Genomic DNA, 24079 nt, shown 5'->3' on the forward strand with positions numbered 1-24079 from the left:
CCCCGGGACTCCGGGCCGGGGCCCGGGCCCGGTGGACCGCGACTTCGCCGGGAGCCGGACGAGGACTCCGCGCCCTGGCCTTGTCCGGGCCCGGGGCCACCCCGGGGCAGGGGCCCCGGCCCCAGGAAGCGGGGCGACCTCGGCCGCCCCCGCTCGACCGCGAGACCTGTCCGACCGCACGCGCCGTTCGACGCAAGGCCCGCCCGACCGTGCCACCCGCACGGACGGACCGAGGAGCCGACGGGGACCGACCCCGCCGGACCGACCCCGACCCACCCGACCCCGGCCGGACCGACCCCGCCGGACCGACCCCGACCCACCCGACCCCGCCGGACCGACCCCGCCGGACCGACCCCGCCGGACCGACCCCGCCGGACCGACCCCGCCGGACCGACCCCGACCCACCCGACGCCGCCGGACCGACCCCGCCGGACCGACCCCGCCGGACCGACCCCGACCCACCCGACGCCGCCGGACCGACCCCGCCGGACCGACCCCGACCCACCCGACCCCGCCGGACCGACCCCGCCGGACCGACCCCGACCCACCCGACGCCGCCGGACCGACCCCGCCGGACCGACCCCGACCCACCCGACGCCGCCGGACCGACCCCGCCGGACCGACCCCGACCCACCCGACGCCGCCGGACCGACCCCGCCGGACCGACCCCGACCCACCCGACGCCGCCGGACCGACCCCGCCGGACCGACCCCGACCCACCCGACGCCGCCGGACCGACCCCGCCGGACCGACCCCGACCCACCCGACGCCGCCGGACCGACCCCGCCGGACCGACCCCGACCCACCCGACCCCGTCGGACCGACCCCGTCGGACCGACCCCGCCGGACCGACCCCGACCCACCCGACCCCGACCCCCGACACCCGTACGACACGACCGAACCGGCGCCGACCACCTGCCGCCGCCGCGAACGCGGATCCGCGGCGCCCCGAACCACATGCGCAACCCACGCCCACCCGGGAGGCAGCCAGTGACCACCCGCCCCGACGACATCACCCCACCCCGCGACGCACCCCGTACGGGGGTCTGGCTCATCGGCGCTCGCGGCTCCGTCGCCACCACCGCCGTGGCGGGCTGTGCCGCCGTCGCCGGGGGGTTGCAGCCGGCGACCGGAATGGTCACCGAGACCGCGCCGTTCGCGGACAGCCGCCTTCCCGCACTCGCCGACCTCGTCTTCGGCGGCCATGACACCGCCACGACCTCGCTGCCCAAGCGGGCCGAGGCGCTGGCCGCCGACGGGGTGCTGCCGCATGGGCTGCCCGCTGCCGTACGCGCCGAACTCGCCACCGCCGACACGGCCGTGCGCCCCGGCGGGCCGCAGCCCGGCGACGGCCGTGGTGAGGAGGAGCTGATCGCGGCCTTCGCGGCCGACCTCACCGACTTCCTCCGTACGCACGGGCTGGCCCGCGCCGTCGTCGTCAACGTCGCCTCCACCGAAGCGGCTCCGGAGGACACCGGGACCCTGCCGCCCAGCTCCCTCTACGCCGCCGCCGCGCTGCGCGCCGGATGCCCGTACGTCAACTTCACCCCCTCCACCGGGCTCCACCACCCCCGGTTGCGCGAGCACGCCGAGCGCTCCGGACTGCCGTACGCGGGGCGCGACGGCAAGACCGGGCAGACGCTGCTGCGGTCCGTCCTCGCGCCGATGTTCGCCCAGCGGGCGCTCGCCGTACGGAGCTGGTCCGGTACGAACCTCCTCGGCGGCGGCGACGGCGCCGCCCTCGCCGACCCGGGCGCCGCGGCGGCCAAGAACGCGGGGAAGGCGCGGGTCCTCTCCGACACCCTCGGCGAACTCCCCGACGGCGAGCTGCACATCGACAACGTGCCCGCGCTCGGCGACTGGAAGACCGCCTGGGACCACATCGCCTTCGACGGCTTCCTCGGCTCGCGGATGGTTCTGCAGACCATCTGGCAGGGCTGCGACTCGGCCCTCGCCGCACCGCTCGTCCTCGATCTGGCCCGGCTGACCGCCCGCGCCCACGAGGTGGGCCTCGCCGGGCCGCTCCCCGAACTCGGCTTCTACTTCAAGGACCCGGACGGCGGCCCGGCTGCCCTCGCCGACCAGTACACGGCGCTGGTCGGCCTCGCCGGGCGGCTGCGGGGCCGCTCATGACGCGGGCGGCGGGGGAGCGTGGTGGCTGGGGGAACGGGGGCGACTGGGCCGAACTGCTCCGGGTCTCGGCCCTGTTCACCGTGCCCGGTGACGCCCTGGCGGGCGCGGCCGCGGCCCGGTGCGGCCCCAACCGCGGCACCGCGCTCGCGGTCTGCGCGTCGCTGTGCCTGTACGAGGCGGGCATGGCGCTCAACGACTGGGCGGACCGGGACATCGACGCCGTGGAGCGCCCCGGCCGCCCGCTGCCGTCGGGCCGTATCGCCCCGGGCGCGGCGCTGACCGCGGCGACCGGGCTGACCGCCGCCGGGCTGCTCTGCGCCGCCGCCGCGGGCCGCCCGGCCCTCGCCACGGCGACGGCCCTGGCGGGCACGGTGTGGGCCTACGACCTGGGGCTGAAGAACACCCCCGCGGGCCCGCCCGCCATGGCCGCCGCCCGCGCCCTGGACCTCCTCCTCGGCGCCACCGCCACCGCCCCCGCCACCCTGCGCCCCGCCCTGCCCCCGGCCGCCCTCCTGGGCGCCCACACCCTCGCGGTGACCATGGTCTCCCGCCGGGAGGCCGTCGGCGGCTCCTCGGCGGCCCCTCTCGGGGCCCTCGCGGTGGGCACGGCGATCGCCTGGGCCGCGACCAGGCGTCCGGCCCCCGCCTCGGGGCGTGGCCCCAAAGCGGGTCACCGTGCGCCGCTCGCGGCTGCGAATGGCGCCACCACGCCGAGCCGCCGCGGCACTCCGCCGGGTGGCCCGACAGCCGGAGGCGCTACGGCGGCCCTCGCGAGGGAGTTCTCCCGCGCGGGGCTACGCCGCGGCAGTCCGGCGAGGCGGCTCGTCGCGGCGGTCGTGGCGGGCCGACGCGTGGCGGTCGCGGCGGGCACCGGGCATGGCGGTCCGCCGGGCGGACTCGGGGCGCGGCGCGGTGGTGCCGCGAGGCGGCTCGTCACGGCGGCCACCGGTGGCGGTCCGCCGGGCGGGCCGCGTGCCGGGGCAGGGTTGCCCCTGACCGTCGCCTCGCGCGGCGCGGCGGCCGAGCGTACGCGTCCGGTCAGCCGCATCGCGGCCGTCGCCGGGGTCGGCCTCGTGGGCGGCCGTGCCGGGGCCGCGCCGACCCGGAACATCGGGACCGCCGCCTTGCCCGGCGCGGCGGCCGGCCGCTTCGCGGCCGTCGCGGGGGCCGTGCTCGCCGGGGGCTATGTGGCCACGGTCGCCCGGCCGTTGGCGCATGCCGCGCTCAACCCCTCGCCGTACTTCCTTCAGCGTGCCGTCGGCAGCGGCATCCGCGCGATGATCCCGCTTCAGGCCGTGCTCGCCTCCCGCGCCGGGGCGCACCGGACGGCGGCGGGGTTGCTCGCGCTGATGCCCGTCGCCCGACGGCTGTCGAGAAAGGTCAGCGCCACATGAGCCGTCCCCGCCCGGAATCCCTGCGCTTCGCCTACGGCACCAACGGTCTGACCGACCTCCGCCTGACCGACGCCCTCGCCCTGCTCGCCGACCTCGGCTACGACGGCGTCTCGCTGACCCTCGACCATATGCATCTCGACCCGCTCGCCCCGGACCTCGCCTCCCGCACCCGCCACGTCGCCCGCGACCTCGAGCGGCTCGGCCTCGGCGTCGCGATCGAGACCGGCGCCCGGTACGTTCTCGACGCCCGGCGCAAGCACCACCCCACTCTGCTCGACCCGGACCCCGAGGCCCGTGGCGCCCGTGTCGATCTGCTGCTGCGGGCGGTGCGGGTGGCGGCCGACCTCGGGGCGCCGGCCGTGCACTGCTTCAGCGGGATGCTGCCGCCCGGCGAGTCCGAGGAGACGGCGTGGCGGCGGCTGGCGGACGCCCTCGGTCCGGTGATCGTCGCCGCCGAGGCGGCGGGCGTGGCCCTCGCGATCGAGCCGGAGCCGGGGCATCTCCTCGCCGACCTCGCCGGATTCCACCGGCTGCGCACGGCGCTCGGCGATCCGGCCGCCCTCGGCCTCACCCTCGACATCGGCCACTGCCAGTGTCTGGAGCCCGACCCGCCCGCCGAGTGCGTGCGTGCGGCGGCACCCTGGGTGCGGCATGTGCAGATCGAGGACATGCGGCGCGGGGTGCACGAGCATCTGCCGTTCGGCGAGGGGGAGATCGACTTCCCGCCGGTCCTGGAGGCGCTGCGCGCCGCCGGGTACGGGGGGCTCGTCGGCGTCGAACTGCCCCGCCACTCCCACGCCGGTCCCGAACTGGCCCGCACCTCCCTGCGCTTCCTCCAGGACGCCGAACGGGCCGCGATCGAGGGAGGTGTCCGGTGCTGACCCCGAACGGGCTGCGCGCCGCCGTGGAGCGGCGACTGGACGAGGCAGGACGCGCCTGGCTGGACAGGGCCCTGACGGAGGCGGCGAAAGCCGGGCCGGGACCGGGAGATTCCGGCCCCGCGTCGGGCCCAGCCCGCTGGGAGCGGGACTTCGCCTCCGCGGGCCGCCACGTCCGGTCCACCGATGCCGGGGCGACCGGGAGAGCACGGCACCCCGGAGGCACCGGGGACGCGCGCGAGGCCCGCGAGGTGTCGGGCACCCGCGAGGCCCGCGAAGTTCTTGGTACCCGCGAGGCCGCGGGCACCCAGGAAGCCCGAGGCGTCGGCGAGGCGCCGGAACTTCCGGACGGCCCGGGGGACCAGGACGACGCTCGGAGAGCCGAGCATGCCGGTCCTCCGGCCCCGGGGCACGAGGCGCGCGTCGTCCCCACCGGCGGCTCGGCCGACCGCCGTACGCCGCCAGCCCCCGACAACCTCGCCCCCCACGACCTCCCCGACGCCGCCCGCATCCTGCTCCTCCACGCCGCCGACGCGGACGCGCCGACCGCCGCGAGGCTGTACGCGCGGGGCACCGGCGCCGAGCGCCGCGCCGTGCTCCTCGCGCTGCCGCATCTCCGTCTCGACGCCTCGGACGCCGTCCCGCTCGTCGAGGACGCTCTGCGGACCAACGACACCCGGCTCGTGGCCGCCGCCGTCGGCCCGTACGCTGCCCGCCACCTCTCGCCCCACAGTTGGCGGCAGGCCGTGCTCAAGTGTCTGTTCACCGGCGTCCCGCTCACCGCCGTCGCCGAATGGGAGCGCCGGGCGCGCGGGGACGCCGAGCTGGCCCGCATGCTCACCGACTACGCCCGCGAGCGCACCGCCGCCGGCCGCCCCGTGCCCGCCGATCTCGACCGCGTACTGGCCCTGACGTCCCAAACAGCCGCGACGTCCCCGACAGCCGCGACGTCCCCGACAGCCGCGACGGCCCCCACCCGCGCCCTGACCCGCGAGGAGTCCTGATGCGCATCTTCGACCCGCACATCCATATGACCTCCCGCACCACCGACGACTACGAGGCCATGTACGCCGCGGGGGTGCGCGCCGTCGTCGAGCCGTCCTTCTGGCTCGGACAGCCGCGCACCTCGCCCGCCAGCTTCTACGACTACTTCGACTCCCTCCTCGGCTGGGAGCCGTTCCGGGCCGCCCAGCACGGGATCGCCCATCACTGCACCCTCGCGCTCAATCCCAAGGAGGCCAACGACCCGCGCTGTGCCCCCGTCCTGGACGAGCTGCCGCGTTATCTCGTCAAAGACGGCGTCGTGGCGGTGGGCGAGATCGGCTACGACTCGATGACCCCCGCCGAGGACACCGCCCTCGCCGCCCAGCTTCAGCTCGCCGCCGACCACGGCCTGCCCGCCCTCGTGCACACCCCGCACCGCGACAAGCTGGCCGGACTGCGCCGCACCCTCGACGTCGTCGGGGAGTCCGCGCTGCCCATGGACCGCGTCCTGGTGGACCACCTCAACGAGACCACCGTCAAGGAGGCCAAGGACAGCGGCTGCTGGCTGGGCTTCTCCGTCTATCCCGACACCAAGATGGACGAGGAGCGGATGGTCGCGATCCTGCGCGCGTACGGGCCCGAGCGGGTCCTGGTCAACTCCGCCGCCGACTGGGGCAGGAGCGACCCGCTCAAGACCCGCGAGGTCGGCGACCTGATGCGCGCCGAGGGCTTCGGCGAGGACGACGTCGACCAGGTGCTGTGGCGCAACCCGGTCGCGTTCTACGGGCTCAGCGGCCGCCTGGACCTCGACCTCGACAGCGAGGAGACCGAGGCCACCGCCACCCACGAGGGCAACTCCATCCTGCGCGGCGGCGGCGCCCCGGCCGCCGCGCCGACGGAACGGTGAGGAGGACACCATGCGCTTCCGCCACCCCGACGGCTCCACCGTCCACCTCGCCTACTGCACCAACGTCCACCCGGCCGAAGACCTCGACGGCGTCGTGGAGCAGCTCCGGCTGTACTGCGAACCGGTCCGTCGCCGCCTGGGCCGCGACCGGCTCGGCATCGGCCTGTGGCTGGCCCGCGACGCCGCCCGCACTCTGAGCGCCGACCCCGCCGAACTCCGCAAGCTGCGCACCGCGCTGGACATCCGCGGCCTGGAAGTGGTCACCCTCAACGGCTTCCCGTACGAGGGGTTCGGCGCCCAGGAGGTCAAGTACCGCGTCTACAAGCCCGACTGGACCGATCCGGAGCGGCTGGAGCACACCACCCATCTGGCCCGGCTGCTGGCCGCGCTGCTCCCCGACGACATCGCGGACGGCTCCGTCTCCACCCTGCCGCTGGCCTGGCGCACCCCCTTCGACGCCGAACGGGCCCGCGCCGCCCGCCGCCACCTCACCACCCTCGCCCAGCGGCTCGACGCCATCCAGGAGCTCACCGGCCGCTCCATCCGCATCGGCCTGGAGCCCGAGCCCGGCTGCACCGTCGAGACGACCGCGCAGGCCATCGAGGCGCTGACCGCGCCCGGCGGCCCGCCCCTGGACCGTATCGGCGTCTGCCTGGACACCTGCCATCTGGCGACGCAGTTCGAGGACCCGCACACGGCCACAGGCGCGCTCACCGCCGCCGGGGTCCCGGTCGTCAAGGCGCAGCTCTCCGCCGCGCTGCACGCCGAGGACCCGGGACAGCCCGGGGTGCGGGAGGCCCTCGCGGCCTTCGCCGAGCCCCGCTTCCTCCACCAGACCCGCACCCGGGCCCCCGAGGGCGGCGTCCACGGCACCGACGACCTCGACGAGGCGCTCGCGGGCGGGCTCGGCGACACCGCCCCCTGGCGGTCCCACTTCCATGTGCCGCTGCACGCCCCGCCCGAGCCGCCGCTCACCTCCACCCTCCCGGTGCTGGCCGACGCCCTCGCCCGGCTCGTCGGCGGGCCCGCCCCGCTGACCCGCCACCTCGAAGTGGAGACCTACACCTGGCAGGCGCTGCCGCCCGAGCTGCGCCCCCGCACCCGCGACCGGCTCGCCGACGGCATCGCCGCCGAACTCGCCCTCGCCCGCGACCTGTTGACCGACCTCGGCCTCAAGGAGCTGCCATGAGCGACGCAAGCGGCATGAGCGCCGGGACCGGTAGCCCGGCCCCCCTCCTCGTCCTCGACGTCGTCGGGCTGACCCCACGGCTGCTGGACCATATGCCGCGCCTCAAGGCCCTCGCCCGCTCCGGCTCCCGCGCCGCGCTGGGCACCGTGCTGCCCGCCGTCACCTGCGCCGCCCAGTCGACGTTCCTCACCGGCACCACCCCCGCCGAACACGGCATCGTCGGCAACGGCTGGTACTTCCGCGAGATGGGCGAGGTGCTGCTGTGGCGGCAGCACAACGGGCTGGTCGGCGGCGACAAGCTGTGGGACGCCGCCCGCCGCGTCCACCCCGGCTACACCGTGGCCAATATCTGCTGGTGGTACGCGATGGGCTCGGACACCGACATCACCGTCACCCCGCGCCCCGTCTACTACGCCGACGGCCGCAAGGAGCCGGACTGCTACACCCGGCCCCCCGCGCTGCACGACGAACTCACCGCGAAGCTGGGCACCTTCCCGCTCTTCCACTTCTGGGGGCCGGGCGCCGATCTGGTCTCCTCGCAGTGGATCATCGACGCGACCCGCCACATCCTGCGGACCAGTCCCACCGATCTGGTGCTGACCTACCTTCCGCATCTGGACTACGACCTCCAGCGGTACGGCCCCGACGACCCCCGCGCCCATACCGCCGCCACCGAGCTCGACACCGCCCTCGGCCCGCTGCTCGACGATGCCACCGCCCGCGGCCGTACCGTCGTGGCGCTGTCCGAGTACGGCATCACCCGGGTCTCGCGGCCCGTGGACATCAACCGGGCGCTGCGCCGCGCCGGGCTGCTGGAGGTGCACACCCAGGACGGCATGGAGTATCTGGACCCCGGCGCCTCCAGGGCCTTCGCGGTCGCCGACCACCAGCTCGCCCATGTGTATGTGCGCCGCCCGGAGGACCTGGACGCCACCCGCGCCGCCCTGGCCGGTCTGTCCGGGATCGCCGAACTCCTCGACGACGAGGGGAAGAAGGCCCACGGCCTGGACCATCCCCGCTCCGGGGAGCTGGTCGCGGTGGCCGCGCCGGACGCCTGGTTCACGTACTACTACTGGCTCGACGACGCCCGCGCCCCCGACTTCGCCCAGCTCGTGGAGATCCACCGCAAGCCCGGCTATGACCCGGCCGAGCTGTTCATGGACCCCAAGGACCCCTATGTGCGGGTGCGGGCCGCCACCGCGCTGGCCCGCAAGAAGACCGGGATGCGCTACCGCATGGCCGTCGTCCCGCTCGATCCGTCCCCGGTGCGCGGCAGCCACGGCCGCCTGCCGGACCGCGAGGAGGACGGGCCCGTCCTCCTCTGCTCCCAGCCGGGCGCGGTGAGCGGCCAGGTGGCCGCCACCGACGTCAAAACCCTGCTCCTCCGCCTCGCCGGCCTGACGAACGCAACCGAAGGAGAAACCCCGTGAAGAGGGCTCAGGAACACCCCGAACTCGCCGAGACGCTCCGCCGCCGCAGATTCCTCGGCGTCGCCGCGGGTGCCACGGCCGCCACTCTGGTCGGCACGGCCACCGCCACCGCCGCCCAGACCGGCACCTCGGCCCAGAGCGACACGGCCGCCCGGAAAGGCCGGGGCGGCCCGCTGGTGCCCCGCGGCCACCTCGGCATCCAGCTCTACACCCTCCGCGACCAGGTGCAGTCCATCGGCTTCGCCCAGGTCTTCAAGGAGCTGGCCCGGTACGGCTACGACCAGGTGGAGTTCGCCGGATACACCCAGGGCACCGGCGACATCACCCTGGGGCAGCTCACGCGGCTGATGCGGGACCACGGGCTGCGCGGTATCGGCAGCCACGTCGGCTACTACTCCGACGACCCGAAGGCGTACACCTTCGCCACCAACCTCACCCAGGTGCTGGACGACGCCGAGGCCCTGGGCCTGCCGCATGTGGGCACCGCCTCCGGGCCCTGGCGCTACGGCTCCACGGTCGACGGCTGGAAGCGCTGTGCGGAGGAGTTCAACACCTACGGCGCGGCGGCCAAGGCGCGCGGGATGAAGTTCTACCAGCACAACCACGCCGAGGAGTTCTCCTTCGCCACCGACCGGCCGGACGTCCGCCTCTACGACGTGCTGCTCGCCGAGACCGACCCCGACCTGGTCCATCTGGAGATGGACATCTACTGGGCGTATGTGGCCCAGTACCGCTTCGGCAAGAAGGTGGACGGTTCCCCGGCGCCCTTCGAGCCGCTCGACTACGTCCTGCGGGCCCCGCACCGCTATCCGCTCTTCCACGTCAAGGATGGGGAACACGACGAAACCGCCACCGACGGCTACCGGATGGTGGACGTCGGAGACGGTGACATCGACTACCGCCGCTTCCTGACCGCGGTCGGCAGGACCCATGGCGGCCGCCGTGACCACCACTGGATGGTGGAGCACGACCAGCCCGCCGATTCGCTCACCACCGCCCGCCGCTCCGCCCGCTATCTGCGGTCACTGCGGTGCGGCGGACGGGGCTGAGCGAGGGCCCCTCGGGGCGGAGCTAGACGGCCTCGCGGCTGATCGGCTGCGGGTTCGGGGCGATGTCCCGGACCCGTGGCCGACCTGGTTGCCGCAGCAGCAGGGCCACCGCGGCCGCCAGCATGGAGATGCCTCCGGCCAGCGCGTACGCGCCGTCGTAGCCCCAGGAGTCCACCACCATCGAGCCCAGACCGCCGCCGAACAGCCCGCTGATCAGCTTTCCGCTGTACACCAGGCCGTAGTTGGTGGCGTTGTAGTTCTCCCCGAAGTAGTCCGGGGTCAGCGCCGCGAACATCGGGTAGAAGGCGCCGCCGCCGAATCCGGAGAGGAAGGCGAAGAAGAGGAACAGCACCTCGTTGTGTATGTTGCCGGCCCAGATCACCCCGAACTGGGCGAGGCCCAGCACCACGATGACGAACACCAGGGTCGATTTCCGTCCCCACAGGTCCGAGAGCCAGCCGACCACCCCGCGTCCGACACCGTTGATGACGGACATGATGCCCATGGACGAGGCCGCCACCAGCGGGCCGAAGCCCACCTCCTTGGCGTAGTCGACCTGGAAGGAGATGCCGAAGATGGACACCCCGGCGGTGAGCACCAGGCACACCCACATCAGCGGCAGCATCCCGGTCCTGATGGCCTCCTTGGGCGTGTACTGCCGTGATGCCGGCGGGTTCTTCGCCAGACTCGCCGCGCTCTTGGCGTTGCCGCTGTAGCTCAGCGGGTCGATGTCGGCGGGCCACCAGTTCTTCGGCGGATCCTTGAAGAACCAGGCGCAGATCGCCACGGCGATCAGCACATAGACCCCGATAAGGTCCAGGACCTCGTCGAAGTTAGCCGTGTCGAACCAGTAGTTGAAGATGAAGATGAACGGCAGCGCGCCGTAGGCGAACCCTCCGTTGACGAACCCCGTCTTCGCCCCGCGCCGCTCCGGGAACCATTTGCCCACCATATTGATGCAGGTGGCGTAGATGAATCCGGAGCCGAGCCCGCCGATGACGCCGAAGCCGACGATGGCGGCGAAAACGTTGTCCAGGTGGGCGAGGGCCACGAACCCGATCAGGCACAGCCCCGACCCCAGGAACATCGCCGCGCGGGCGGTCAGGATCCCCTTCTCCCGCAGCCACCCGGCCGGGAAGGCGATTCCCGCCTGGAAGAACACCCAGACGCTCAGGATCCAGAAGGTGTTGCTCTGGGTCCAGCCGTGCGCCTCCGAGAGCGTGTCCTCGGCCGAGCCGTACGCGTACTCGGACACGCTGATGGCCATCATCGCGATCCACGGCAGATAGACCATCAGCTTCCGGCTGTGGCCCAGGATGTCGCGGTCCGTCTCACCGATGCGATACGTGCGTCCCTTGCTGTCCTGCACTTCACGGAAGGGGAGGGCCCCCTCCGGTCGTTCTGCTGTGCTCATGTCGTCCCCTTGGCTTCGAAGGAACCCGGCCAGCGCCCCCTGTCCAAACTCTTCGTGCTCCGGGAAACGTGGTGGCTCAGGTGAGCAGCCCCGCTGACCTGGCCCAGCGGTACTTGGCACCCAGGACGGCCACCGGCTTCTCGGTGGTGTACGGATAAGCCACGACCCCGCGCTCGAAGAGGTAGGCGCACGCCTCCTCGACCTCGGTGTCGCCCGCGAGCGAGGCCACCACCGGTTTGGCGATGCCCCGGGCGCGGAACTCCTCGACGACCCGCGCGGTCAGCTCGGCGAACACCATCGGCGGGGTGACGATGGTGTGCCAGTAGCCCAGGACCAGCGAGTGGATCCGCGGATCCTCCAGGCCCAGCCGGATGGTCGCCTCGTAGGTGGACGGCGGTTCGCCGCCGGTGATGTCCACCGGGTTCCCGGCCGCGCCGAACGGCGGGATGAAGCGGCGGAACGCGGCGTCCAGGTCGTCCGGGATCTCCATCAGCGACAGCCCGTTGTCGACGATCGCGTCCGACAGCAGCACCCCCGAGCCCCCGGCGCCGGTGATGATGACGACGTTGTCACCCTGTGGCGTGGGCAGCACGGGCAGCGCCCGCGCGTACTCCAGCATCTCGTTGAGGCCCGGCGCCCGGATCACCCCGGCCTGCCGCAGGATGTCGTCGTAGACCGCGTCGTCCCCGGCCAGCGCGCCGGTGTGGGAGCCGGCCGCCTTCGCGCCCGCCGCCGTACGGCCCGCCTTGAGCACCACCACGGGCTTCCGGGGCACCGTGGCCCGCGCCGCCTCCACGAAGGCCCGGCCGTCCTTGAGGTCCTCCAGATGCATCGCGATGCACTGGGTGCGGTCGTCCTCGGCGAACCAGGTGAGCAGATCGTCCTCGTCCACATCGGACTTGTTGCCGAGGCCGACGATCGCCGAGACACCGGTCTTGGTCGTCCGGGCGAAGCCGAGGATCGCCATCCCGATGCCACCGGACTGCGAGGTGAGCGCCACCGGCCCCTTGACGTCGTACGGGGTGCAGAAGGTGGCGCACAGGTCCTGCCAGGTGGAGTAGTAGCCGTAGATGTTGGGCCCCAGCACCCGCACCCCGTACTCCTCGGCGATCTCCACGATCCGCCGCTGCAGCTCGTGTTCACCGGTCTCGGCGAAGCCGGACGGGATCAGCACGGCGTTCGGGATGCCCTTGCGGCCGACCTCCTCCAGCGCGGCGGGCACGAACTTCGCGGGGATCGCGAAGACCGCCACATCCACCTCGCCGGGGACGTCCGTGACGCTCTTGTACGCCTTGCGGCCCAGGATGTCGTCGGCCTTGGGGTTCACCGGGTGGATCTCCCCGGGGAAGCCGCCGTCGATGAGGTTGCGCATCACCGAATTGCCGATCTTGCCCTGCTCGTTGGAGGCACCCACCACCGCCACCGAGCGCGGCTGCATCAGCCGGCGCATCGCGCTCAGGATCTCCTCGCGTGAGTAGCGGCGGCGCTCCTGCGGGGCGGGGTCCCCGATCAGCAGCCGCACATCGGCGGCGAGCACCCCGCTCGGCGTGGCGAACACCGGGTTGAGATCGACCTCCGTGATCTCCGGGAAGTCCGCCACCAGCCGGGAGACCCGCACGATCAGATCGGCGAGCGCCCCGCGGTCCACCGCCGGTCCGCCGCGCACCCCGCGCAGCACCTCGGCGGCGCGGATCCCGTCCAGCATCGACAGTGCCTCGTCCTCGGTCGCCGGGGCCAGCCGGAAGGTGATGTCCTTGAGTACCTCCACCAGCACCCCGCCGAGGCCGAACGCCACGACCTTGCCGAAGGTGGGATCGGTGACCGCGCCGACGATGACCTCCTGCCCGCCGTCCGGGACCATCTGCTGCACCTGGACGCCCTGGATCCGGGCCTCGGGGTCGTAGGAGCGGGCGTTGTCGACGATCGCGGTGAACGCGCCCCGCACCTCTGCGCAGGAGGCCAGCCCCACCCGGACCCCGCCCGCGTCGGTCTTGTGCAGGATGTCCGGGGACACGATCTTGAGGACGACCGGGAAGCCGATCCGGTCGGCCAGCGACACCGCCTCGTCGACGGTCTCCGCCAGCCCCTCGGCCGGGGTCGGGATGCCGTAGGCATCGGTGATCCGCTTCCCCTCGGGAGCGGTCAGCGCCGTGCGCCCCTCGGCGCGGGCGGCGTCCAGCACCGCGCGCACGGCATCGTTGTCATACGTCACCGTCAGATCACTCCGTTCGTTTTGAGCAGCCGCAGTTCCTCGTCGCCGAGTCCCAGCTCCCCGACGTACACCTCTTCGTTGTGCTCACCCAGCAGCGGGGAGCGCTCGACCTGGACCGGGGAGTCGGAGAGCTTCAGCGGGGAGCCGACCGTGGTGAAGGAGCCGCGCTCGGGGTGGTCGACCTCGACGATCATCTCGTTGGCCGCGAGCGACGCGTCCTCGACGATCTCCTTGGTGGACAGGATCGGCCCGCACGGGATGTTGTGGGCCGTGAGCTGCTCCAGCACCTCCCACTTGGGCAGGGTGCTGGACCACTCCTCGATGAGCTGGAACATCTTGGCCAGCTTCGGCAGCCGCGACTCGGGCGAGGCCCACTCCGGGTCCTCGGCCAGCTCGGGGCGGCCGATGAGCCGGGTGATCGGCTCCCAGCCGACCGGCTGCACGATGACGTAGACGTAGTCGTTGGGCCCGCCGGGCGCGCATTTGACCGCCCAGCCGGGCTGGCCGCCACCGCTGGCGTTGCCACTGCGCGGCACCTCGTCGGCCTCAGAGGTGTTTTCTGCGTTTGGATACTCTGCGAGCGGCCCGTGCGTCAGCCGCTGCTGGTCGCGCAGCTTGACCCGGCACAGGTTGAGGACCGCGTGCTGCATCGCCACGTTGACCCGCTGGCCACGTCCGGTGTGGGTGCGCTGGTAGAGCGCGGCGAGGATGCCCGCCACGCAGTGCACCCCGGTGCCGGAGTCGCCGATCTGGGCGCCGGTGGCCAGCGGCGGGCCGTCCTCGAAGCCGGTCGTGGACATCGACCCGCCCATGGCCTGCGCGACCACCTCGTACGCCTTGAACTTGGTGTACGGGCCGTCGCCGAACCCCTTGATCGAGGCGTAGACCAGCCGCGGGTTGATCTCCTGGATGCGCTCCCAGGAGAACCCCATGCGGTCCACGGCGCCCGGACCGAAGTTCTCCACCAGCACATCGCTGCGGCGGATCAGCTCGGTCAGGATCTCCTTGCCGCGCTCGGACTTGGTGTTGAGGGTGATGCTCCGCTTGTTGCAGTTGAGCATCGTGAAGTACAGCGAGTCCACGTCGGGGAGGTCCCGCAACTGCTTGCGGGTGATGTCCCCGGTGGTGTTCTCCAGCTTGATCACATCCGCGCCGAGCCAGGCGAGCAACTGGGTGGCGGAGGGACCGGACTGCACATGCGTCATGTCGAGGACGCGGATGCCCGTCAGAGCTTGATTGGCCTCAAGAGCCTGGGACATGGTGGCGGCTCCCTACTTGTACATGGTCTGGTTCATGGTTCCGGGGGCGTACGCGTCCGGGTCCACCCAGACGTTGATCAGCGACGGCTTGCCGGACTCCCGGGCGCGTCGCAGCGCCGGGCCGATGTCCGCCGGGTCGCGGACCTCCTCGCCGTGGCCGCCGAGCATCCGCGCGAACTGGTCGTAGGGCACATCGCCGAGGGTGTTGCCGATCCGCTCCCGCTCCTCGCCGTACTTGGCCTTCTGGCCGTAACGGATCTGGTTCATCGAGGAGTTGTTGCCGACGATGCCGACGAACGGCAGGTCGAAGCGGACCAGCGTCTCGAAGTCCCAGCCGGTCAGGGAGAACGCGCCGTCGCCGAAGAGCGCCACCACCTCCTTGTCGGGGCGGGCCTGCTTGGCGGCCATCACGAACGGCACACCGACGCCGAGCGTCCCGAGCGGCCCCGGGTCCATCCAGTGGCCGGGCGACTTGGGCTGGACGACCTGACCGGAAAAGGTGACGATGTCGCCGCCGTCGCCGATGTAGATCGAGTCCTCGGTGAGGAAGTCGTTGATCTCGCTGACCAGGCGGTACGGATGGATGGGGGAGGCGTCGGACCGGAGGTTGGGCAGCCGCTTCTCGATCGCCTTCTGCTCGGCGGCCCGCAGCTCGTCCAGCCACTCCTTGCGCTTGCCCGCGCCTCCATTGATGCGGCCGGAGGCGGCCTGGGTGACGGCCGAGAGCACCAGCCCCGCGTCGCCCACGATGCCGAGGTCGATGTCCCGGTTCTTGCCGACCGTGCGGTAGTCGAGGTCGATCTGGACCACGGTGGCGTCGGGGGAGAGCCGCTTGCCGTAGCCCATCCGGAAGTCGAAGGGCGTGCCGACGATGACGATGAGGTCGGCGTTGGAAAACGCGTAGCGGCGGGAGAGCTGGAAGTGGTGCGGATCGCCGGGCGGCAGGGTGCCGCGCCCCGCGCCGTTCATGTACGCGGGCACATTGAGCGTGCGCACCAGCTCGATGGCCGCGTCGGTGGCGCGGGTGGTCCACACCTGACTGCCCAGCAGGATCGCGGGCTTCTCGGCCTGGACCAGCAGATCGGCCAGCTTCTGGACGGACTCGGGGTCGCCGGCGCTGCGGGTCGATGCCCGGTAGTGCCCGGCCTGGGGGATACGGGCTTTGTCCACCGGCACCTTCGCGTCCAGCACATCCCGCGGGATCTCCAGGAAGGAGGGTCCGGGGGCGCCGTGGAAGCACTCGCGGAAGGCCATGGAGACCATGTCGGCGGCACGGGCGGTGTCCGGCACGGTGGCGGCGAACTTGGTGATCGGCGCCATCATGTCGACGTGCGGAAGGTCCTGCAGGGAACCCATCTTGTGCTGGTTGTGGGCGCCCTGGCCGCCGATGAGCAGCATGGGTGACTCGGCGCGGAAGGCGTTGGCGACGCCGGTGACCGCGTCGGTGGTGCCGGGGCCGGCGGTGACGACGGCGCAGCCGGGCTTGCCGGTGATCCGGGCGTAGCCGTCGGCGGCGTGGGCGGCGACCTGTTCATGGCGTACGTCGATGACATCGATGCCTTCGTCGACGCAGCCGTCGTAGATGTCGATGATGTGGCCGCCGCAGAGGGTGTAGATGACCTCGACGCCCTCTGCCTTGAGTGCTTTGGCGACCAAGTGCCCGCCGGAGATGACGTCCTGGCTGTCGTCGGGCATGGCGAATCGCGTCCCTTCGTAGGGGTCGGTGCTTGCCTCGCGGGGTGGTTCAGGTGGATTGCATACAGTCGACGTTATCCTGTATGAACTTTGTTATCCCACCATCGGCCGAGCGATGTCCAGGGGGCGTGCGCCACTCGTTCGATCCAGCGCTGGATCAAGCGCTGTTGACCGGTCATCAGGGAGCGGGCGATGGACCTGTACGAACACCAGGCACGGGAACTCCTCCAAGAAAACGGCGTGTTGGTGCCGCGAGCCGAGGTCGTGGACACGGCCGAAGCCGCCCGCGCCGCCGCCGAGCGGCTCGGCGGCCGCGTCGTCATCAAGGCCCAGGTGAAGACCGGCGGCCGGGGCAAGGCCGGCGGGGTGAAACTCGCCGACGACCCGGCGGCGGCCGAGCGGACCGCACGCCGGATCCTGGGCATGGACATCAAGGGCCACACCGTCCACCGGGTGATGGTCGCCGAACCGGTCGAGGTGGAACGGGAGATGTACCTCGGCTTCACCCTGGACCGGGCCGCGGGTCGCTTTCTGGCCATCGCCTCCGCCGAGGGCGGTATGGAGATCGAGGAGGTCGCGGCGCACCGCCCCGAGGCGGTGGCCCGGATCCCGATCGACCCGGCGGAGGGGGTGACCGAGGCCAAGGCCGCCGAGATCGCCGCCGCCGGGGGACTGCCGCCGGAGACGGCCGGGACCATCCGCCGGCTGTGGACCGTCCTGACCGCGTACGACGCCCTCCTGGTCGAGATCAACCCGCTGGTGGTGACCCGGGACGGCGCGATCGTGGCGCTGGACGGAAAGGTCACCCTGGACGACAACGCCAGCTTCCGGCAGCCGTCATGGGACGACTCCGGCGACCGCGCCCGGGACCCGCTGGAGGCCCGCGCCGCGGCCGCCGGGCTCGGCTACGTCAAACTGGACGGCCAGGTGGGCGTCATCGGCAACGGCGCGGGCCTGGTGATGTCCACCCTGGACGTCGTCGCGGGCTGCGGCGCCCGCCCCGCCGACTTCCTCGACATCGGCGGCGGCGCCTCGGCACAGGTGATGGCCGACGGGCTGTCCCTCGTCCTCGACGACCCCGAGGTGCGCTCCGTCCTGGTCAACGTCTTCGGCGGCATCACCGCCTGCGACGCGGTGGCCGACGGCATCGTGCGCGCCCTGGACACCGTCCCCCTCACCAAACCACTGGTCGTCCGGCTCGACGGCAACAACGCCGCACGTGGCCGGGCCATCCTTGGCCAATTGGCTCATCCACTCGTCCACCAGGCCGACACCATGGACGGCGCCGCCGCACGCGCCGCCGAACTCGCCGCGTAGGGGAGCACATCATGGCCATCTTCCTCACCAAGGACAGCAAGGTCATCGTCCAGGGCATGACCGGCGCCGAAGGCATGAAGCACACCCGGCGGATGCTCGCCGCCGGCACCGATGTCGTCGGCGGTGTCAATCCGCGCAAGGCCGGGACCCGGGTCGACATCGACGGCGCTGCGGTGCCCGTCTTCGGCTCCGTACGCGAGGCCATGGACGCCACCGGTGCCGATGTGAGCGTCCTGTTCGTCCCGCCGCCCCACGCCAAGGCCGCCGTCACCGAGGCCGCCGACGCCCGGATCCCGCTCGCCGTCGTCATCACCGAGGGCATCCCGGTCCATGACGCGGTCGCCTTCCAGGCGTACGCCCGGGCCCGCGCCACCAGGATCATCGGCCCGAACTGCCCCGGGCTGATCTCCCCGGGCCAGTCCAACGCGGGCATCATCCCCGCCGACATCACCAAACCGGGCCGGATCGGCCTGGTCTCCAAGTCCGGCACCCTCACCTACCAACTCATGTACGAGCTGCGCGACATCGGCTTCTCCACCTGCGTGGGCATCGGCGGCGACCCGGTCATCGGCACCACCCACATCGACGCCCTGGCCGCCTTCGAGGCCGACCCGGACACCGACCTCATCGTGATGATCGGAGAGATCGGCGGCGACGCGGAGGAGCGCGCCGCGCGGTACCTCGCCGACCACGTCACCAAGCCGGTCGTCGGCTATATCGCCGGTTTCACCGCCCCCGAGGGCCGCACCATGGGCCACGCGGGCGCCATCGTCTCCGGCTCCTCGGGCACCGCCGCGGCCAAGAAGGCGGCGCTGGAGGCGGCGGGCGTGCGCGTAGGGGCGACCCCCACGGAGACCGCCGGGCTGGTGGTGGCCCTGCTGGCCCAAACACCCGGCGACGCCGCGTGAGCTGAGCCGTACCCGATCCGCGAACCGGTCACCGTCACGCTCCGTGCCGCCACCTTCCTCTCCGTACGGCCGCCCGCCACGCACAGCCACGACGCGTACGTGGCGGGTGTCCGTACGGACCGCCACAGACCGCCACGTCCCGCCCCGCCTGTGCAACGAGAGCGGAGATCCCCGATGGCACCCACCCGCACCCTCACCCTCAAGCCCGGAACCGCCTGGGCCGACGCCTGGCAGCGCTGCCTGGCCGCGGCCCCCGAGGCGTTCCAGGACGGCCGCGTCCTCAACCTCTGGGACGGCACCTGGCACCGCGACGGCCGGGCCCTCCCCGCCACCAGCCCCGCCACCAGCCCCGCCACCACCCCCGTCGACGGCACCCCGATCGCGGGCCCGCCACGCCTCGACGCCACCACCGCCCACCAGGCCGTACGCGCCTCCCTCGACCAGCACCGCGGCTGGCGCCATATCGCCCTCCCGGAGCGCCGGGCGCGGGTGTCCGCCACCCTCGACGCACTCTGCGCGCACCGGGGACTGCTCGCCCTCCTGCTGGTCTGGGAGATCGGCAAGCCCTGGCGGCTCGCCCAGGCCGATGTGGACCGGGCCATCGACGGCGTCCGCTGGTACGTCGACGAGATCGACCGCATGGCCGAGGGCCGTACCCCGCTGCCCGGCCCGGTCTCCAACATCGCGAGCTGGAACTACCCGATGAGCGTCCTCGCCCACGCCCTGCTCGTCCAGGCGCTGGCAGGCAACGCCGTCATCGCCAAGACCCCCACCGACGGCGGGCTGGCCTGCCTCACCCTCGCCTGCGCGCTCGCCGCCCGCGAAGGCATCCCGGTCACCCTCGTCAGCGGCAGCGGCGGTGAGCTCTCCGAGGCCCTGGTCCGCGCGCCCGAGATCGGCTGCGTCTCCTTCGTCGGCGGTCGCGACACCGGCGCCCGGGTCGCCACCGCCGTCGCCGACCTCGGCAAGCGCCACATCCTGGAGCAGGAGGGGCTCAACGCCTGGGGCATCTGGAACTTCACCGACTGGGACGCCCTCGCCCCGCTGATCGGCAAGACCTTCGACTACGGCAAACAGCGCTGCACCGCCTATCCGCGCTTCGTCGTCCAGCGCTCGTCCTTCGACGCCTTCCTCGCCGTCTACCTCCCGGCGGTGCGCGCCGTCCGCATGGGCCACCCCCTGGCGGTGGAGCACCCCTCCGACCAGCTCCCCGACCTGGACTTCGGACCCCTGATCAACGCGGCCAAGGCCAAGGAGCTGGCCGACCAGGTCGCCGAGGCCATCGACCGCGGCGCCGTCCCCCTCCACCGCGGCGACCTCGCCGACGGCCACTTCCTCCCCGACCAGGACCTCTCCGCCTACACGCCCCCCGTCACCCTCCTCAACCCGCCCTCCACCTCCCCGCTCCACCACGCCGAGCCCTTCGGCCCGGTCGACACCCTCGTACTGGTCGACACCGAGGCCGAACTGCTCGCCGCCATGAACGCCGGCAACGGCGCCCTCGTCGCCACCCTCTCCTGCGACGACCCCGCCACCTACGCCCGGCTGGCCCCCCAGATCCGCGCCTTCAAAACCGGCCACGGCACGCCCCGCTCCCGCGGCGACCGCGACGAACTCTTCGGCGGCTTCGGAGCCTCCTGGCGCGGCGCCTTCGTCGGCGGCGACCTCCTGATCCGCGCCGTCACCGAGGGCCCACACCCCGAGCGCCTGCCCGGCAACTTCCCCGACTACCACCTGATGCCCAGCTAGTCACCCTCCGTGCCCACTCCCGCCATCCCCCCAGGTCGGCCCAGGGGTGGGCGCCCGGCATACGCAGGTGAAACGCACTCCGAAACCTTGGTATCGTGGTCCATGTCGCCGCGGCGGGCCGCGGAGACACACCTGGTCCGGGTGGCGGAATGGCAGACGCGCTAGCTTGAGGTGCTAGTGCCCTTTATCGGGCGTGGGGGTTCAAGTCCCCCCTCGGACACGATCTTACGTACACGGATGAAGCGGGTTGTGACTCAACGGTCACGACCCGCTTCTTCATGTTGTAGGTGAGAGTGAGGCCGAAAGCCTGGTAGAGAGGGGCTTTGCGGTCGGCGGGGGCGGTGAGAAGCCGGTCGGTGAGGTCACCGAGGTCTTTGATCATGCCGTGGATCTGTTCGTCGGTGAGGACGGTGGGCCGGGCTGCGCTGGCGGCGATGAGCTGTTCTTGTGCGGCGGCTTTGTCGGCCTCGGCCTGACTGATCCAGCCGGCGACGGTTGCGGGGTTGGCTCCGACGTCGAGTGCCGCGCGGTATTGGTTCAGTCGCCGGTCGCAGTCGGTAATGGTGCGGCGGGCGGCCTCGAGGCCGGGCAAGGCGGTGGTTGTCGCCCGTTGGGATTGCTGCATGGCCTGTAGCGTGGTCTTCAGCTGTCCGGGGGCGAAGACCTGTGAGACCCACCGGTCGAGTTCCGGGAGAATGACGGCTTCCCGGATGTAGACGGTGAGCGGGTGGTCGAGGGTGCCGCTCTTGGCGTATTCGTACGGGTAGCGGCAGCGGTAGTGGGGGTGGCCGTGGTTGAAGGTGCCCTGCATCTTGCGGTCGCACAGGGAGCAGCGGATGAGTCCGCGCAGGGCGTAGGTGCGTGGTGTGGTGCGGGGGCTGCGTTCTGCGGGGTGGTGCTGGCGGCGGTCGTGTCTCCTGGCTTGGGCGCGGGTGAAGGTGGTCTTGCTGACCAGGGGTTCGTGGACGGGTTGGGTAGACCAGATCCACTGTTCGGGGGTGTTCCAGGTCTGTTGGGTGCGGTGGCCCAGGGTGACATCGTCGATGTCGAGGAGGATTTCCTGTTTGCGTTGTTTGTTCCATACTTCGTGGCCGGTGTAGCGGGGGTTGGTGAGGATGGCGCGGACGGTGTTCTTGGACCAGGCGTGGCCATCGCGGTGCGGATTGCGGGCGCGGTCGTGGGCCGAGGGGCAGGGGATGTTGTCACGGGTCAAGCCTTCGGCGAGGGCGTATAGGCCGGTTCCGCGAAGGTACTCGGTGAAGATGCGGACCACGATGGGCGCGGTTTGGGGGTCGGGTTCGAGACGGTGGAGGCGTTTGCCGTCGGCGGCCTTGGCCGGGTTGGGGTGTGGGCCGGCGTCGGCGAGCCGGTAGCCGTATGGGGGTCTGCCGCCGAGGAAGCGGCCCTCGATCTTGGCTTGAGAGCCCATGGCGGTGCGTACACGGATCTTGACGCGATTGCGTTCGCCTTTGCTCATGCCGCCGAAGACGGACATGACGAGATCGTGGGCCTCGTTGTCGGGATCGATCGGCCCGCCGATTTCCGGAACCCACAGGGGGACGTTGAAGTGGGTGAACAGGGGGAAGGTATTGCCGAACTGGTTGCCGTAGAAGGTGCGCTGGGGTTCGCCGATCACGACCGCGTCGAAGCCGCGGTGGGGGTCACGCAGGGCTGTGAGGAGGGCGGCGGCCTGGGGGCGGCGTTTCCACGGCAGTGCGCGGGAGTGTCCGGCGTCGAAGTATTCGGCGACGATTTCGCCTCCAGCGGGTTCCATGAGGGCGCGGGCGCGGGTGAGCTGCCAGTTGCGGGAGGTCTCCGGGTCCTGGAGGTCCTCGGTGGAGCAGCGTCCGGCGAAGGCGAAGCGGGGCATGGGCCGTCTTCCTTGGGATCGCTTGGTGTGCACGGTGGACGGTGGTCGTCCGTCGTACCTCTGGCTCGGCCCGGAGGGCCAGCCGTCCACCGTGTCTCCGCCCGGTCGTGGGTGGTCAGCCGCTGTGATGAACGGTGCGGCGGTGTTGGTACTCGTCCTGGATGAAGGCCAGTAGCGCTTTGGCGGCATGCGGGGTGAGCGGCACAGGACCGTCCGGGAGGATCACGGTCACCTCGGGTGGCTCATCCGCTTCCTGGGCCTGGCGCACTGCTGCTGGGGAGCTTGGGGTGGTAGCGGCTGGTGTCATGGCTTCCCCGCTTCGTGTGTGCGCGTTCACAGCCTTGTCTGGGACTGTAAAACGTTCGGTGTAACTCCCGATCATGGAAGATACATCGATGACCAGTGAGAACGTGTCCGGCTCTGTCGAGCCCGTGGAGGCTGTGCCGGCGAAGGCCGTGGACGACCAGTTGATCGACGAGCTGGTGGGCCGGGCCCAGGCCGGGGGTCTGCAGTTGACTGGTGAGGGCGGGCTGCTGCAGCAGCTGACCAAGCGGCTGTTGGAGTCCGCCCTGGAGGGTGAAATCACCGACCACCTCGGCTATGACAAGCACGACCCGGCGGGCAAGAACGGCGGCAACTCCCGCAACGGCAAACGCTCCAAGACAGTCCTGACCGACGTCGGACCTGTGGAGATAACCGTGCCCCGCGACCGCGACGGCTCCTTCGAGCCGAAGATTGTCAAGAAGCGGCAGAAGCGTCTGACCGGCGTCGATGAGATGGTCATCTCGCTGGCCGCGAAGGGCCTGACCACCGGCGAGGTCCAGGCCCACCTGGCGGAGGTCTATGGTGCCGAGGTCTCCCGCCAGACAATCTCCACCATCACGGACAAGGTGCTGGAGGGCATGGCCGAATGGCAGAGCCGCCCCCTCGACGCCGTCTATCCGGTGGTCTTCATCGACGCCATCCACGTGAAGATCCGCGACGGCGCGGTCGCCAACCGGCCCGTCTACGTGGCCCTGGCCGTCACCGCCGAGGGCCGGCGCGACATCCTGGGACTATGGGCCGGCGACGGCGGCGAGGGCGCCAAGCACTGGCTGCACATCCTCACCGAAATCAAGAACCGCGGCGTCAGTGATGTGCTCATGCTCGTCTGCGACGGGCTCAAGGGCCTGCCCGAGGCAGTGGAGACCCTCTGGCCGCGGACGATCGTGCAGACCTGCGTGGTGCACCTGCTGCGGAACTCCTTCCGCTATGCCGCCCGCCAGGACTGGGACAAGATCGCCAAGCTTCTGAAGCCCGTCTACACGGCGCCGACCGAAGAGGCCGCCCTGGAGCGGTTCGCCGAGTTCGCCGATGCCTGGGGCCGGAAGTATCCGGCGATCGTGAAGCTGTGGGAGAACGCCTGGGAGGAGTTCATCCCGTTCCTGCGGTTCGACACCGAGATCCGCCGCATCGTCTGCACGACGAACGCGATCGAGTCGGTCAACGCCCGCATCCGCCGGGCGGTCAAGGCTCGCGGCCACTTCCCCAACGAGCAGGCCGCCCTGAAGTGCGTCTACATGGCGATCATGTCCCTCGACCCCACCGGCAAGGGCCAGGCACGCTGGACCATGCGTTGGAAGACCGCGCTGAACGCCTTCGACATCACCTTCGACGGCCGCCTCTCCGCAGCCCGTCAGTAACCATCAGCC

The 24079-nt window shown here is 72.0% G+C and carries 18 protein-coding genes and 1 tRNA gene; 13 read left to right on the forward strand and 6 right to left on the reverse strand.

Going from position 1 to position 24079, the window contains the following annotated elements:
* Window positions 1-957 precede the first annotated feature (957 nt).
* The 8 genes from STRVI_RS11650 to STRVI_RS11685 all read left to right on the forward strand — a co-directional run bounded on the left by STRVI_RS11650 (window position 958) and on the right by STRVI_RS11685 (window position 9964).
* Complete coding sequence (locus tag STRVI_RS11650) at window positions 958-2133, forward strand: inositol-3-phosphate synthase (RefSeq protein WP_078505222.1); 1176 nt, start codon at window positions 958-960, stop codon at window positions 2131-2133.
* Window positions 2130-3527, forward strand: coding sequence for an SCO3242 family prenyltransferase (locus STRVI_RS56365; RefSeq protein ID WP_014055849.1), 1398 nt, complete (start codon window positions 2130-2132; stop codon window positions 3525-3527). The genes STRVI_RS11650 and STRVI_RS56365 overlap by 4 nt, the downstream gene beginning before the upstream one ends.
* On the forward strand, window positions 3524-4408 hold the full coding sequence (locus STRVI_RS11660) for a sugar phosphate isomerase/epimerase family protein (RefSeq protein ID WP_014055850.1): 885 nt from the start codon (window positions 3524-3526) through the stop codon (window positions 4406-4408). The genes STRVI_RS56365 and STRVI_RS11660 overlap by 4 nt, the downstream gene beginning before the upstream one ends.
* A gap of 248 nt (window positions 4409-4656) precedes the next feature.
* Window positions 4657-5409, forward strand: a complete 753-nt coding sequence (locus tag STRVI_RS11665; RefSeq protein ID WP_208949229.1) for an EboA domain-containing protein — start codon at window positions 4657-4659, stop codon at window positions 5407-5409.
* Complete coding sequence (locus tag STRVI_RS11670; protein ID WP_014055852.1) at window positions 5409-6296, forward strand: TatD family hydrolase; 888 nt, start codon at window positions 5409-5411, stop codon at window positions 6294-6296. Before STRVI_RS11665 ends, STRVI_RS11670 begins: the two co-directional genes overlap by 1 nt.
* Window positions 6297-6306: 10 nt before the next feature.
* Window positions 6307-7485 (forward strand): metabolite traffic protein EboE, encoded by a 1179-nt coding sequence (gene eboE / locus STRVI_RS11675; RefSeq protein WP_014055853.1) that lies wholly within the window; start codon window positions 6307-6309, stop codon window positions 7483-7485.
* The gene (locus STRVI_RS11680) at window positions 7482-8915 is read left to right on the forward strand and encodes a nucleotide pyrophosphatase/phosphodiesterase family protein (RefSeq protein ID WP_014055854.1); all 1434 of its coding nucleotides are present in this window, start codon (window positions 7482-7484) and stop codon (window positions 8913-8915) included. The genes eboE and STRVI_RS11680 overlap by 4 nt, the downstream gene beginning before the upstream one ends.
* Complete coding sequence (locus tag STRVI_RS11685) at window positions 8912-9964, forward strand: sugar phosphate isomerase/epimerase family protein (protein ID WP_014055855.1); 1053 nt, start codon at window positions 8912-8914, stop codon at window positions 9962-9964. Before STRVI_RS11680 ends, STRVI_RS11685 begins: the two co-directional genes overlap by 4 nt.
* 22 nt (window positions 9965-9986) lie before the next feature.
* On the opposite strand, the gene STRVI_RS11690 is transcribed toward STRVI_RS11685, so the two are convergent.
* The 4 genes from STRVI_RS11690 to STRVI_RS11705 form a co-directional block, all read right to left on the reverse strand.
* A complete protein-coding gene (locus tag STRVI_RS11690) occupies window positions 9987-11378 on the reverse strand; it encodes an OFA family MFS transporter (RefSeq protein WP_014055856.1) in 1392 nt (463 codons plus the stop codon).
* 76 nt (window positions 11379-11454) lie between these two features.
* The gene (locus STRVI_RS11695) at window positions 11455-13590 is read right to left on the reverse strand and encodes an acetate--CoA ligase family protein (RefSeq protein WP_014055857.1); all 2136 of its coding nucleotides are present in this window, start codon (window positions 13588-13590) and stop codon (window positions 11455-11457) included.
* 2 nt (window positions 13591-13592) lie between these two features.
* Window positions 13593-14849 (reverse strand): formyl-CoA transferase, encoded by a 1257-nt coding sequence (frc, locus tag STRVI_RS11700; RefSeq protein WP_014055858.1) that lies wholly within the window; start codon window positions 14847-14849, stop codon window positions 13593-13595.
* Window positions 14850-14861: 12 nt separating this feature from the next.
* Window positions 14862-16544: a thiamine pyrophosphate-binding protein gene (locus STRVI_RS11705; protein WP_014055859.1), complete on the reverse strand. Its 1683-nt coding sequence runs from the start codon at window positions 16542-16544 to the stop codon at window positions 14862-14864.
* A 177-nt stretch (window positions 16545-16721) separates the two neighbouring features.
* Between STRVI_RS11705 and sucC the strand changes: the two genes are divergently transcribed.
* The 4 genes from sucC to STRVI_RS11725 all read left to right on the forward strand — a co-directional run bounded on the left by sucC (window position 16722) and on the right by STRVI_RS11725 (window position 20738).
* Window positions 16722-17861: an ADP-forming succinate--CoA ligase subunit beta gene (gene sucC / locus STRVI_RS11710; RefSeq protein WP_286012077.1), complete on the forward strand. Its 1140-nt coding sequence runs from the start codon at window positions 16722-16724 to the stop codon at window positions 17859-17861.
* Between the two features lie 11 nt (window positions 17862-17872).
* Window positions 17873-18769, forward strand: coding sequence for a succinate--CoA ligase subunit alpha (sucD, locus tag STRVI_RS11715; protein ID WP_014055861.1), 897 nt, complete (start codon window positions 17873-17875; stop codon window positions 18767-18769).
* 174 nt (window positions 18770-18943) lie between these two features.
* The gene (locus STRVI_RS11720) at window positions 18944-20518 is read left to right on the forward strand and encodes an aldehyde dehydrogenase family protein (protein ID WP_014055862.1); all 1575 of its coding nucleotides are present in this window, start codon (window positions 18944-18946) and stop codon (window positions 20516-20518) included.
* 135 nt (window positions 20519-20653) lie between these two features.
* A tRNA-Leu gene (locus STRVI_RS11725) sits at window positions 20654-20738 on the forward strand.
* Here the strand turns inward: STRVI_RS11725 and STRVI_RS46260 are convergent.
* Window positions 20703-22388 (reverse strand): recombinase family protein, encoded by a 1686-nt coding sequence (locus STRVI_RS46260; RefSeq protein ID WP_078505225.1) that lies wholly within the window; start codon window positions 22386-22388, stop codon window positions 20703-20705. The genes STRVI_RS11725 and STRVI_RS46260 overlap by 36 nt on opposite strands.
* A gap of 115 nt (window positions 22389-22503) precedes the next feature.
* On the reverse strand, window positions 22504-22695 hold the full coding sequence (locus tag STRVI_RS52035; RefSeq protein WP_150112887.1) for a hypothetical protein: 192 nt from the start codon (window positions 22693-22695) through the stop codon (window positions 22504-22506).
* A gap of 88 nt (window positions 22696-22783) precedes the next feature.
* Between STRVI_RS52035 and STRVI_RS11730 the strand changes: the two genes are divergently transcribed.
* Entirely contained in the window at window positions 22784-24070 is a 1287-nt protein-coding gene (locus STRVI_RS11730; RefSeq protein WP_014055863.1) for an IS256 family transposase, read from the forward strand.
* Window positions 24071-24079 lie beyond the last annotated feature (9 nt).

Source organism: Streptomyces violaceusniger Tu 4113 (assembly GCF_000147815.2).
GTDB lineage: Bacteria > Actinomycetota > Actinomycetes > Streptomycetales > Streptomycetaceae > Streptomyces > Streptomyces violaceusniger_A.

Bases quoted from the DNA above. Each gene is read 5' to 3' on its own strand.
- STRVI_RS11650 (WP_078505222.1), top strand. From the start codon at position 958: ATGCGCAACCCACGCCCACCCGGGAGGCAGCCAGTGACCACCCGCCCC.
- STRVI_RS56365 (WP_014055849.1), top strand. From the start codon at position 2,130: ATGACGCGGGCGGCGGGGGAGCGTGGTGGCTGGGGGAACGGGGGCGAC.
- STRVI_RS11660 (WP_014055850.1), top strand. From the start codon at position 3,524: ATGAGCCGTCCCCGCCCGGAATCCCTGCGCTTCGCCTACGGCACCAAC.
- STRVI_RS11670 (WP_014055852.1), top strand. From the start codon at position 5,409: ATGCGCATCTTCGACCCGCACATCCATATGACCTCCCGCACCACCGAC.
- eboE (WP_014055853.1), top strand. From the start codon at position 6,307: ATGCGCTTCCGCCACCCCGACGGCTCCACCGTCCACCTCGCCTACTGC.
- STRVI_RS11680 (WP_014055854.1), top strand. From the start codon at position 7,482: ATGAGCGACGCAAGCGGCATGAGCGCCGGGACCGGTAGCCCGGCCCCC.
- STRVI_RS11690 (WP_014055856.1), bottom strand. From the start codon at position 11,378: ATGAGCACAGCAGAACGACCGGAGGGGGCCCTCCCCTTCCGTGAAGTG.
- frc (WP_014055858.1), bottom strand. From the start codon at position 14,849: ATGTCCCAGGCTCTTGAGGCCAATCAAGCTCTGACGGGCATCCGCGTC.
- STRVI_RS11705 (WP_014055859.1), bottom strand. From the start codon at position 16,544: ATGCCCGACGACAGCCAGGACGTCATCTCCGGCGGGCACTTGGTCGCC.
- sucD (WP_014055861.1), top strand. From the start codon at position 17,873: ATGGCCATCTTCCTCACCAAGGACAGCAAGGTCATCGTCCAGGGCATG.
- STRVI_RS11720 (WP_014055862.1), top strand. From the start codon at position 18,944: ATGGCACCCACCCGCACCCTCACCCTCAAGCCCGGAACCGCCTGGGCC.
- STRVI_RS46260 (WP_078505225.1), bottom strand. From the start codon at position 22,388: ATGCCCCGCTTCGCCTTCGCCGGACGCTGCTCCACCGAGGACCTCCAG.
- STRVI_RS52035 (WP_150112887.1), bottom strand. From the start codon at position 22,695: ATGACACCAGCCGCTACCACCCCAAGCTCCCCAGCAGCAGTGCGCCAG.
- STRVI_RS11730 (WP_014055863.1), top strand. From the start codon at position 22,784: ATGACCAGTGAGAACGTGTCCGGCTCTGTCGAGCCCGTGGAGGCTGTG.